Annotated in this window: 12 protein-coding genes; 8 read left to right on the top strand and 4 right to left on the bottom strand. The window is 35.9% G+C overall.

Annotated elements, in window-relative coordinates:
• Both DN392_RS14450 and DN392_RS14445 read right to left on the bottom strand, forming a co-directional pair.
• On the bottom strand, positions 1 to 644 hold a 644-nt coding region (locus DN392_RS14450; protein WP_149238061.1), incomplete at its 3' end, for a collagen-like protein.
• 113 nt (positions 645 to 757) lie between these two features.
• Positions 758 to 1,723 (bottom strand): tyrosine-type recombinase/integrase, encoded by a 966-nt coding sequence (locus DN392_RS14445; RefSeq protein ID WP_000450306.1) that lies wholly within the window; start codon positions 1,721 to 1,723, stop codon positions 758 to 760.
• A 262-nt stretch (positions 1,724 to 1,985) separates the two neighbouring features.
• On the opposite strand from DN392_RS14445, the gene spoVK reads away from it, so the two are divergent.
• Positions 1,986 to 2,942: a stage V sporulation protein K gene (gene spoVK, locus DN392_RS14440; RefSeq protein WP_000438186.1), complete on the top strand. Its 957-nt coding sequence runs from the start codon at positions 1,986 to 1,988 to the stop codon at positions 2,940 to 2,942.
• Between the two features lie 30 nt (positions 2,943 to 2,972).
• Here the strand turns inward: spoVK and DN392_RS30395 are convergent, their stop codons facing one another.
• Positions 2,973 to 3,110, bottom strand: coding sequence for a hypothetical protein (locus tag DN392_RS30395; RefSeq protein WP_000181498.1), 138 nt, complete (start codon positions 3,108 to 3,110; stop codon positions 2,973 to 2,975).
• Positions 3,111 to 3,209: 99 nt separating this feature from the next.
• Entirely contained in the window at positions 3,210 to 3,833 is a 624-nt protein-coding gene (locus DN392_RS14435) for a trimeric intracellular cation channel family protein (RefSeq protein WP_000312271.1), read from the bottom strand.
• 92 nt (positions 3,834 to 3,925) lie between these two features.
• Here DN392_RS14435 and hflX point away from each other — a divergent pair, with 92 nt between their 5' ends.
• From hflX to DN392_RS14400, 7 genes are all read left to right on the top strand, one after another.
• Complete coding sequence (gene hflX, locus DN392_RS14430; protein WP_142292474.1) at positions 3,926 to 5,200, top strand: GTPase HflX; 1,275 nt, start codon at positions 3,926 to 3,928, stop codon at positions 5,198 to 5,200.
• Entirely contained in the window at positions 5,193 to 6,464 is a 1,272-nt protein-coding gene (locus DN392_RS14425) for a methionine gamma-lyase family protein (RefSeq protein ID WP_000460296.1), read from the top strand. The genes hflX and DN392_RS14425 overlap by 8 nt, the downstream gene beginning before the upstream one ends.
• 175 nt (positions 6,465 to 6,639) lie before the next feature.
• Positions 6,640 to 7,029 (top strand): transcriptional repressor GlnR, encoded by a 390-nt coding sequence (gene glnR, locus DN392_RS14420; RefSeq protein ID WP_000656785.1) that lies wholly within the window; start codon positions 6,640 to 6,642, stop codon positions 7,027 to 7,029.
• A gap of 48 nt (positions 7,030 to 7,077) precedes the next feature.
• Positions 7,078 to 8,412, top strand: a complete 1,335-nt coding sequence (gene glnA, locus DN392_RS14415; protein ID WP_000135336.1) for a type I glutamate--ammonia ligase — start codon at positions 7,078 to 7,080, stop codon at positions 8,410 to 8,412.
• Positions 8,413 to 8,883: 471 nt separating this feature from the next.
• Complete coding sequence (locus tag DN392_RS14410) at positions 8,884 to 9,624, top strand: YveK family protein (protein ID WP_001031068.1); 741 nt, start codon at positions 8,884 to 8,886, stop codon at positions 9,622 to 9,624.
• Positions 9,573 to 10,235, top strand: a complete 663-nt coding sequence (locus DN392_RS14405; RefSeq protein ID WP_000323607.1) for a CpsD/CapB family tyrosine-protein kinase — start codon at positions 9,573 to 9,575, stop codon at positions 10,233 to 10,235. The genes DN392_RS14410 and DN392_RS14405 overlap by 52 nt, the downstream gene beginning before the upstream one ends.
• Before the next feature lie 288 nt (positions 10,236 to 10,523).
• Complete coding sequence (locus DN392_RS14400) at positions 10,524 to 12,350, top strand: polysaccharide biosynthesis protein (RefSeq protein WP_000222380.1); 1,827 nt, start codon at positions 10,524 to 10,526, stop codon at positions 12,348 to 12,350.
• Positions 12,351 to 12,367: the final 17 nt, after the last annotated feature.

Genomic DNA, 12,367 nt, shown 5'->3' with positions numbered 1-12,367 from the left:
CCTTGAGGCCCAGTAGCACCGGTAGCGCCCGTGTTACCTTGAGGTCCAGTGGCACCAGTAGAGCCCGTGTTACCTTGAGGTCCAGTAGCACCGGTAGCGCCCGTGTTACCTTGAGGCCCAGTGGCACCAGTAGCGCCTGTGTTACCTCGAGGTCCAGTAGGCCCAGTAGGACCTGTGCCGAACGAAGCTGAATTAACTAGAGTAGTTTGTAACTCTGCAATTAATTTAAGGAGTTCTTGGAGTGTACAATGATCGATTCGGAATAACTTTGTGATGTAAAGTAAATAATTAATTAAAATTTGGAGTTCAACAAATACAGCACTTGCTACGAAAGTTGGATTTTTTAATATAGTTATTAAGTTTTTAATAATAGCTAATCCTTGCGCTTTCAGGGAGGAAGTAGCTTCTAGTGAACAAATAAATTTACTTAGTAGGTTCAATGTATCAATTAGATCTTCAATATTTTGGGGAGATGGATTTGCAAAAAGTTTTGGGATTATTTTTGTTAAATCGATAATGATTGCGCGAAATGTTCTAAGTTGTGCTTTAGTAATTGGGATCGATGGGGTATTTGGGATTCGTCCAGCGCTACTTGGAAAGCATGGTTTGGAGAATTTGTTTTGACTGTCGTCATAACGAGACATTAAATCTCTCCTTTCTCATGAGAATGTGAATGAAACTCATCATAGTAGATGCAAAAATTAGTTAAATGGTCATAGTAAAATCGTTTGTTTAAAGAAAAAATAGAAAAAACGCCTCATGATAAGGCGTTTTTTCTATTTTCTGCGTATTGATAATATCGTTTTAGTGAAACTTTTGATTTGAATCCAGCTAGTTTTATAATTTCTGACTCCGGAGTTTCTTTTTTTATTAAGTTTAAAATATAGGTGTTACGAAAGTGTTGTCCTGAGATTCCTTTGCGTAAATTAGCTCTAGATACTTCAAGGCGAATCATTTTTTGGATAGCGATTTCTGTTAATCCCTTCGGTGCATCATTTTCGTATACCCATCTGTATGTTCCGCGATTAAAATCAAATGCGATAAATAATGGGTCATGACTATGGTATTTTGGACGAACGGGTTCAGGGATGCTTTTGTAATAAGTATATAGTTGTTTTTTGTCTTCGTTAGTTAATGTAATTGTTCTTTCTACCCCTGCGGTTGCTGGGATAGAAAATGTGTTAGTTTCAAAGTGAACGTGATGCATAGTTAACGCTGTAAGTTCCTGTAAGGATAATCCATAGTCGATTAATAAGTTTAAAATAGCAACATTACGATCCATTAATAAAGGGCGCACAGGACGTTGTTTTTCTGAAAGTCCTTCTAATGAAGTGATTATATGTTTCAATCTTTTTTCTTCATCAGATGAAATGAAATCTTCGTTACGAAGTGTGCGGTCTGGTTGAATAGAAATTTCCATGTTCTTTAATGGGTTAGGGATGTTTAGAAAATGATGCATTCTATTTAATACAATAAATACACGGTGCATCGTTTTCTCTGAGTAATGTCGATTCTTTTTTAGGTCGGAAAAGTAATCTTCGTAGTCTTTTGTACAAAGTGTAGCCCATATATTACTGGAAGGGAGCTTTTTGTTTTTTTCTAACCAATGTCCGAAATCTTCAATGTCATAAACATAACGTTTAATGGTTGAAGGTTTTCGGCCTTTATTCAATAAAAAAATAGAAAAGGCTTGTATTGTATCATGGAATTCCGTTGTCTCCATAGTCCCACCACCTTCATTATTTCTTATATTATAGCAAACTTTTCTGAAAATAATCATTTGCAAGGGAGACCGGAATAATAATATTTGGTGAGTGGATAAAGTGAAACTTTAATCAGTGGGGATTTTGTTCATCCCTCTGATTATTAGTTGAACCAATCGGGCATTTACGGACAGTTATCTCCCGGCTAACTTCCTAGCATTTGCTGAATTTTGAGGTGGGAGTCTTACTGCCTGTTCATGCGGGATAAAATGAGGTGATTGTATGGAACAATCGATGCGAAAGAAAAATAATAATCAAATTAACATTGTGTTAAATCATCGAAAGAAAATTTCTTTACCGGCCGCAGAAAATAAAACAGTGATTTCAAGTGAAACTACTACGAAACATGAGATGTTGCAAAGAATTGAAGAAGAGATGGGAAAGCTTGTTGGGATGGATGATATAAAAAAGATAATAAAAGAAATATATGCTTGGATTTATGTGAATAAAAAAAGACAAGAAATAGGGTTGAAATCTGAGAAGCAAGTACTCCATATGTTGTTTAAAGGGAATCCAGGTACAGGGAAGACAACTGTTGCTAGAATGATAGGGAAATTGTTGTTTGAGATGAATATTCTATCAAAAGGGCACTTAGTTGAAGCTGAACGAGCTGATCTTGTAGGAGAGTACATCGGTCATACAGCTCAGAAAACAAGAGATTTAATAAAAAAAGCAATGGGAGGTATTTTGTTTATTGATGAGGCGTATTCATTAGCCCGAGGGGGAGAAAAAGATTTTGGGAAAGAAGCAATTGATACGCTCGTAAAACATATGGAAGATAAACAACACGGTTTTGTATTGATTTTAGCCGGTTATTCAAGAGAGATGAATCACTTTCTTTCATTAAATCCAGGACTGCAATCACGTTTTCCGTTTATAATAGAATTTTCTGATTACTCAGTGAATCAACTGTTGGAAATTGGGAAGAGGATGTATGAAGAACGTGAATACCAGTTATCGAAAGAGGCTGAATGGAAATTTAGAGATCATTTACATGCTGTAAAGTACTCATCGCAAATTACATCGTTTAGTAATGGAAGATATGTACGGAATATTGTTGAAAAATCGATTCGTACACAGGCTATGCGGTTGTTGCAAGAGGATACTTATGATAAATATGATTTAATTGGGATATCAAGTTGTGATTTGATGCTTGAAGAGGAGACGCACAGTACGTAAACTGTGCGTCTGTTTTTTGTATAAGTGCTGCTACTCTTTTTTTGCTTTTTCTTGATAAGATTTATGGAAGCGTTCCATTTTAGCGCTTTTTTCGTGTGCAGAATTAGAATCGTGTCCAATTTGACCTACTGAGCTTTTTTGAGCACCTTTATTAACGTGGTTTGTCATTTGTGTTCACCTCGCTTTGAGGATTAGTATAAACATTATGTAAAGAAAAACTCGTTAGAAAAGAAAAACCTCTTTACGATCTGTAAAGAGGTTGGATTGCTATTTATGCACTGAACGCTCTTTTGTATCGATACGTCTATGCGGTAAATGCCATTTGTAATGAATAGAAACCATGCGGAAGCAAACAATTAAAATGAATAAGGTATATAGAGCCCAATCGCTAACAATAATTTGAGCACCGATTAAGAAACCTGCTAGAATCGTCCAAAAGGCATATACTTCAGCTCGAAGGACGAGAGGTTTTCTGCGGGCTAAAAGATCGCGGATGATACCACCGCCAATACCAGTTAAAACAGCTGCTACGATTGTAGCGCTAATTGGTAAATTTAATTTTTGAGCGTATAATGCTCCTTGTACGGCGAATGCTGATAAGCCGATAGCATCAGTGATATTTTCCCACTTTTTCCAGTGTCTAATTAATTTATTAGGAAAAAGAAAAATAATCGTCATTGATAGTAGTGCGATTTGGAATAACATGTCTTGTTGCCAAAACGCGACAATCGGATAACCGATTAATAAATTACGAAGGGCACCTCCCCCAAATGCGGTTGCCATTCCTAAAATATACACTCCGAAAATATCATAATCCTCTTCCATTGCAACAATGGCTCCGCTTAGTGCGAAAGCGATTGTGCCTATGATGCTAAAAATCTCCCATGCCATGAATTTTCTCCCCCGCTAACTAGATGAAATGTGCTTCCTCTGCTATTATATTAGAAGGTTTAAATTTCGAAAAGGATGAGTGAACATATTTGATGGAAGAAAAAGAAAAAGTCATATTAGTAGGCTGTCAATTGCCACAAGATGATGATGAAAAGTTTATGCATTCCATGAAAGAGCTTGCATCGCTAGCGAAGACTGCACGAGCAGAATTATTAGTGTCTACAACGCAAAAACGACCGAAGTTTCATCCGGCGACTTATATAGGTAAAGGTAAATTAGAAGAGCTTACAATGTTAACGGAAGAATTAGAACCGGATGTTATCGTATTTAATAACGAATTAACGCCGAGTCAAATTCGGAATTTATCCTCAGTATTAGATGCGAGGGTAATTGATCGAACGCAACTAATATTAGATATTTTTGCGCAACGTGCGAAGTCGAGGGAAGGTAAGCTTCAAGTAGAATTAGCTCAGTTGCAATATACAATGCCGCGTCTTATGGGGCAAGGATTGTCTTTATCACGTCTTGGTGGCGGTATTGGAACGAGAGGGCCGGGTGAGACGAAACTTGAGACGGATCGTCGTCATATTCGATCACGCGTTGATGAAATAAAGAAACAACTTGCGGGTGTTGTGGAGCATCGAAAAAGATATCGTGAGAGAAGAAAAGATAATAAAGTATTTCAAGTTTCATTAATAGGGTATACGAATGCTGGAAAATCTACACTGTTTAATAGATTGACGGAAGCAGATACGTTTGAAGGAAACTTGTTGTTTGCAACGCTAGACCCGACGACAAGGAAGATGCCCTTACCTTCAGGTTATACAGTATTACTAACTGATACGGTGGGTTTTATACAAGATTTACCTACGTCATTAATTGCTGCTTTTCGTTCGACATTAGAAGAAGCTGGTGAAGCGGATGTTATTTTACATGTAGTTGATTCAGCGGATCCTAATTATGTAGGGCATGAGAAAACAGTAAAACGATTATTGTCAGAACTTGAAATTAGTCATATTCCTATTATTACGTTATATAATAAAAAAGATGAATTACATCAAAACTTTATTCCGTTTCCGAAAAGTGACTTCTTAATGACTAGTGCCTTTGAACAAAGTGATTTATTACATATAAAAGAAGCGATAGAAACGAAAATGAAGGAAGAAATGAATCGTTATCAAGTGGAAATTCCACCGAGTGAAGGTAAGCTGTTAACGCTATTAAAGACGGAAACGCTATTAACAAAGATGGAGTTTCTGGAAGAAAAATTTGTATATGATTGCGTAGGGTATATTTTTGCTCATTCATCGCTTAATGTGCAATTAAAGAGATTTTTAGTGGAAGAAGGAGAAAATAAAAATGTTTGATCGTTTGAAAAATGGAGAAAAAATTGCTCCAATCGTAAAAGAAGTAGAGAGCCAGATTACAGAAGTACATAAACGCGCGGATGAAGTAATTGAAAGCAATCAGTTTCGTGTGTTAGAAAGTTTTCGTAAACATAAAATTAGTGATTCGCATTTTATCCCGACGACAGGTTACGGTTATGATGATATTGGCCGTGATACGTTAGAAAAAGTGTATGCGGATGTATTTGGAGCGGAAGCTGGTCTTGTTCGTCCGCAAATTATTTCAGGTACTCATGCTATTTCTACAGCGTTATTCGGTATTTTACGTCCGGGAGATGAGTTATTGTATATCACTGGCAAACCGTATGATACGTTAGAAGAAATCGTTGGTGTACGCGGAAAAGGTGTAGGTTCATTTAAAGAATATAATATTGGTTATAATGCAGTTCCACTTACTGAAGAGGGGCTTGTTGATTTTGGAGCTGTTGCGGCTGCAATTCATAGTAATACGAAGATGATTGGGATTCAGCGCTCAAAAGGTTATGCTACTCGTCCATCGTTTACTATTTCTCAAATTAAAGAGATGATAGCATTCGTTAAAGAAATTAAACCTGATGTTGTTGTGTTTGTAGATAACTGTTATGGTGAGTTTATTGAAGAGCAAGAGCCATGTCATGTTGGTGCAGATTTAATGGCAGGTTCGCTTATTAAAAACCCTGGTGGTGGAATTGTTAAAACTGGTGGTTACATTGTTGGTAAAGAACAGTATGTTGAAGCGTGTGCATATCGTTTAACATCTCCGGGAATCGGTGCGGAAGCAGGGGCATCTTTATACAGTCTGCAAGAAATGTATCAAGGTTTCTTCTTAGCGCCGCATGTAGCGGGACAAGCGCTAAAAGGTGCGATTTTTACAGCTGCATTTTTAGAGAAGTTAGGAATGAATACATCACCAGCATGGAATGCACCAAGAACAGATTTAATTCAGTCTGTTCAATTTGATGATAAAGATCGTATGATTGCATTCTGCCAAGCGATTCAATATGCATCTCCAATTAATTCTCACTTCACTCCATATGCGAACTATATGCCGGGTTATGAAGATGATGTAATTATGGCTGCGGGAACGTTTATTCAAGGTGCAAGTATTGAATTGTCAGCTGATGGTCCAATTCGTCCGCCTTATGTTGCTTACGTGCAAGGTGGGTTAACTTATTCACATGTGAAGATTGCGATTTGTTCTGCAATTGATGCGTTAATTGAAAAAGAATTATTAACAATTTCTTAAGGGGAAGCTGTCGATTTCGACAGCTTTTTTCTAATGAAAGTAATGATTAATTTCATTAGAAAAAAGAATGAAAAAATTTATAAAAAAATCATGTAAGAAAAGCTAACATCTATTGACACTAAACATAACATGGTATAAAATGAGAAGCAGTTAAGGCGAAGGAGGAACTGAAACAATGAAAGAAGATAGACGTTCTGCCCCGCTGTTTCCTATTGGTATTGTTATGGATTTAACACAATTATCTGCACGTCAAATTCGCTACTATGAAGAGCATAATCTTGTTTCTCCAACCCGTACAAAGGGGAATCGTAGATTATTTTCATTTAACGATGTAGATAAGTTGTTAGAGATTAAAGATTTATTAGATCAAGGCTTGAATATGGCTGGTATTAAACAAGTGTTACTAATGAAAGTAAATCAAACAGAAACAGTGAAAGTAAAAGAGGAAACGAAAGAAATTTCAAAAACCGAGCTTCGCAAAATACTTCGAGATGAACTACAACATACAGGTAGATTCAATCGGACTTCATTGCGACAAGGTGACATTTCAAGGTTTTTTCACTAAAGATAACTGATTCTGAAGGTGTTTAGAGGGACTAAGGAGGAATTTATAATGGCTAGGTACACAAGAGAAGATATTTTCCGTTTGGCGAAAGAAGAGAATGTAAAGTATATCCGCTTACAATTTACGGACCTTTTAGGAGTAATTAAAAACGTAGAAATTCCAGTGAGCCAATTAACAAAAGCTCTTGATAACAAAATGATGTTTGATGGATCTTCTATTGAAGGTTTCGTACGTATTGAAGAATCTGATATGTACTTATTCCCGGATTTAGATACTTGGGTAATTTTCCCTTGGACAGCTGAAAAAGGCAAAGTAGCTCGATTAATCTGTGATATTTACAATGCAGATGGCACTCCATTTGATGGCGATCCACGTAACAACTTAAAGCGTGTATTAAAAGAAATGGAAGCATTAGGATTCTCAGATTTCAATCTTGGACCAGAGCCAGAATTCTTCCTATTTAAAGTAGATGAAAAAGGAAATCCAACATTAGAATTAAACGATAACGGTGGATACTTCGACCTTGCGCCGATGGATCTAGGGGAAAACTGTCGTCGTGATATCGTTCTTGAACTTGAAGAAATGGGCTTTGAAATCGAAGCGTCTCACCATGAGGTTGCTCCAGGGCAACATGAAATTGACTTTAAATATGCAAATGCAATTCGTTCATGTGATGACATTCAAACATTCAAACTTGTTGTAAAAACAATTGCTCGTAAACACGGTTTACATGCAACATTTATGCCAAAACCATTATATGGTGTGAACGGTTCAGGTATGCACTGTAACTTATCACTATTCAAAAATGGTGAGAACGTATTTTTCGATCAAAACGGTGACTTACAATTAAGTGATGATGCTCGTCACTTCATCGCAGGTATTTTAAAACACGCACCAGCATTTACAGCGGTAGCAAACCCAACTGTAAACTCTTACAAGCGTTTAGTACCTGGATACGAAGCTCCTTGTTACGTAGCATGGTCTGCACAAAATCGTAGCCCGTTAGTACGTATCCCTGCATCTCGTGGAATTAGTACACGCGTAGAAGTACGTAGTGTTGACCCAGCTGCAAACCCATATTTAGTAATGGCTACATTATTAGCAGCAGGTCTTGATGGAATTAAAAACAAATTAACTCCACCAGCTGCAGTAGACCGTAACATCTATGTAATGACAAAAGAAGAGCGCGAAGAAGCAGGCATCGTTGACTTACCAGCAACATTAGCGCAAGCATTAATTACATTGCAATCGAATGAAGTAGTATGTGGTGCACTAGGTGACCATTTACTTGAGCACTTCATCGAAGCGAAAGAGATTGAGTGGGACATCTTTAGAACGCAAGTTCACCAATGGGAACGTGATCAATATATGTCTCTATACTAAGAGGCTTAAACCCTTGACACATAATGTGTTGAGGGTTTTTTATTTACAAAACATTTTTATAGGAGGGGATATAAAGGGGCAAACAAATTCAAAAATGTATTTGCTAATACCAATGTGAAATGAATTTCAATTGAAAAAGTGAGTTATAATATACGACCGATTTAAAAGTTTTAAAAAGCCTTGCTACAATCCGTTTTAATACAAAGAAAAACACCCTGATACTGCAGTAATAGGGTGTTTTCGTCATTTATCTACAGTGAATTATGAAGAATATTGTCGTAATTTTTGAGCTGGAATTAAGAAGTGATTAAACAAAAATAAATTATATTGACTCGTTCTATATAAAGAACTAAAATGACAGTAATTAGGAAGTTTTGTATATTCGAAAAATAAAAATAATAATCTTATTTTTGTTTTTTTTATGGAATGCTCAACTGAAATCTCATTGGTATTAAATGAGGGGGAGAAGTAATGAATAAGGAAATAAATTTGAAAAATCTATTCACTTTAATGCGGAAAAGGGTGTGGATACTACTATTGTTTACGACTCTCACAACGGTAGGAGGAGTCCTGTATAGTATGTATATGAAAACGCCTTTGTATGCTTCTTCGGCAAGGGTAATTGTTCAAGCTAATGCCGAAACGATGAATACATTGAAAGCAATGGTAAATGAGCCTGTAATATTAGAAAAAGTAGCTGCTGAATTGAATATAAACAGATCAGCAGGTGCATTAAGTGGACAAATAAGTACAGAAAGTGTACAAGGCTCTCAAATTATGAGGATAAATGTAGTGGATATGGATCCTGTGCTTGCACATAAAATTGCAAATACTACAGCGGCTGTTTATAAGCAAGAAGTAGCAAATATACTGAATTTTAATAATGTAAGTATATTACCAGAGGATCCAGTTCAAAAAAATTCTATGCCTATAAATATAAATCACTTTAAGACGATACTAATCGCATTCACGCTAGGTATGGTGCTCAGTATCGGTTTTATTTTTTTATTGGATTCATTGGATGAGAGAATCCAATCAGAACGACGAATTGAACAATTGTTAGATATCCCTGTTTTGGGTGGAATTTCTAAAATGAATAAGAAGAATATGAAAGATAAATTTAGTGGGAAAAATACAGTGTTATTGGGGGAGGGAACGGAGTGGCATACAAAAATAGACGGAAAACAAATAAAGTTAAAGGAGAGAGTATAGTTGCGTATACCGCCCCAAGATCGAAAATTTCGGAGCAGTATCGTTCGCTTCGAACAAACATTCAATTATCTTCGTCTATGCATAAAATCAGGACGATAGTGATTACTTCTCCGAGGTACGGTGAAGGGAAATCAACGATTACAGTAAATTTAGCAGTCTCAATAGCACAAAAAGGTGAAAAAGTATTGGTAATAGATGCGAATTTACGAACACCAACGATTCATGAAATGTTAGAAGTAGAAAATACAATTGGATTAACTGACATATTGAACGGAAAAACAAATTTGGTAGGTGCTGTAAAAAAAACAAGGATGGAGAGTCTGGATGTATTAACTAGCGGTCCAGTACCATTCAATCCGTCAGAAGTACTTAGTTCAGAGGAAATGGATATGTTGATTCAAAAGGCGATGGAACGGTATGACATCATATTATTTGACTCTTCCCCTGTATTAGAAGTAACAGATACGAGCGTATTAGCTGATAAGTGTGAAGGAGTACTTTTGGTGATCCGATATAATCGCACTGTGAACGAAGACGCACTTGAAACGAAAAGGGCACTAAGTTTTACGAAAAGTAGAATGTTGGGTGCGATTTTGAATGGGAAAGTATAAAAGCTATTTTTAAATTAAACTTTCACAAGTGGAATTGTTCGTTATAAAGAAGAAAATAAAATCGTGATGTGGTGATGTCTCCTGACCGCTATCAATGGAGGCACTCGATTATGCTGTGGGTTGTGAAAACAACCTTAGATGCCAGTCGTCAAAAGTGTAATGTGAGGGAGGGTTAGATGCCCATGTTTTATTAAAGTTTCTAACTATGTGTTTTTAATAAAGAGAATATAGTTAGAAACTTTAAGTTTGAAAGAGTTAAGTAAGGAATTGATTAAAGGAGGAAGTTATATGACGTATCGCCGGAGGATATCGTTATTGCTTTTAATGGATTCACTGATAGTATTAACTGCTATTTTTTTTAGTTATTTTTTTGTAAATGCTAGCTTCAGTGTTATCACTTTATCATCAGTTATTAGCTCTATCACTTTATTAGTTAGTCATCATTTGTTTGCTTTTATTTATAAGTTGTATAAAAAGGCATTGGAATATGCAAGTATAGGAGAATTGCTAATTATATGCAAGGTTGTTACATTTTCTATACTTACTACAGCGGTTGTGCAGCAACTAGTCATGGGGAAAATGTATTTTCGATTGTTAGTTGTTACTTGGATGATTCATATTTTATTAATAGGTGGTTCTCGCTTTATTTGGAGAATGTACAGAGATATTTATTATGTAAAAAAAGGAGATAAGAAAAGAACGTTAATTGTTGGTGCGGGATCCGCTGGGACAATGGTTGCAAGACAGTTGTTGAAGAATAGTGCTACGGAATTAATGCCAGTCGCGTTTATTGATGATAATGTCAAAAAACATAATCTTGATATTTGGGGGATTCCGGTAATTGGTGGTACGAACCAAATTGATTACGTTATCAAAAAACTGAATATTGAAATGATAATTTTAGCAATTCCTTCGCTAAACAAGAAAGATAGAAATAATATTTTAAAAGATTGTTTAAAAACAAATGTAAAAACGCAAATTCTTCCAATGTTAGAAGACTTAGTAACAGGTAAAGTTTCAGTGAATGAATTCAGAGATGTTCAAGTAGAAGATTTATTAGGGCGTGATCCTGTAGAGTTAGATGTGGATATCATTTCAGATTATATAACGGATAAAGTCATTTTAGTTACTGGTGCAGGTGGATCAATAGGTTCAGAAATTTGTAGACAAGTTGCGAAATTTAAGCCGAAAAAATTGATTTTATTAGGGCACGGAGAAAACAGTATATATTCAATAGAAATGGAATTAAATGAAAAACATAATGATAAAAAAGGCGTGTTTATTCCAGAAATCGCAGATATTCAAGATGAAAAGAAGATGCATTTAATCATGAATAAACATCTTCCTCATGTTGTATATCATGCTGCTGCACATAAACATGTACCATTAATGGAAAACAATCCTGAAGAGGCAGTTAAAAATAATTTGATTGGGACTATGAATATAGCAGAGGCGGCAAAAACACATGGAGTAGGAACGTTTGTTATGATTTCGTCGGATAAAGCAGTGAACCCAACGAGTGTTATGGGGGCGACAAAGAAATTAGCTGAGATGGTAATACAACATAAAGATAAAATAAGTCATACAAAGTTTGTTACTGTACGATTTGGAAATGTCTTAGGAAGTAGAGGGAGTGTTATCCCGTTATTTAAGAAGCAGATTCAAAAAGGGGGGCCAGTTACAGTTACTCACCCAGATATGGTTCGTTATTTTATGACTATTCCGGAGGCATCTAGACTGGTAGTACAAGCCGGTGCGTTAGCAAAAGGTGGAGAAATTTTTGTACTGGATATGGGAGAACCAGTAAAAATAGTGGATCTTGCTAAAAACCTCATTCGATTATCAGGAAACTCTGTGGATGAAATAGGAATAGAATTTACGGGTATACGCCCTGGAGAGAAATTGTTTGAAGAATTACTAAAAGAAGATGAAATGAATGAAAAGCAAGTCCACCCGAGAATTTATGTAGGGCAAGAAATGAATGTTCGTATAGATGAGATAGAAAAATTGATTTCTGAATATTCGGTATTAAGTGAATTAGAATTAAGAAAGCGATTGTTAAATTTAGTGAATCAGCGTAAAACTTTAAAGCTATTAATACCAGTATCAGGTTAAAGGCAAAAATTTATAAT

It is taken from the genome of Bacillus sp. BB51/4 (assembly GCF_008368845.1).
In the GTDB taxonomy this organism is placed as follows: domain Bacteria; phylum Bacillota; class Bacilli; order Bacillales; family Bacillaceae_G; genus Bacillus_A; species Bacillus_A wiedmannii.
Note: the sequence above shows the minus strand (reverse complement) of the source record. Positions and strands in the feature narration are given on the sequence as shown.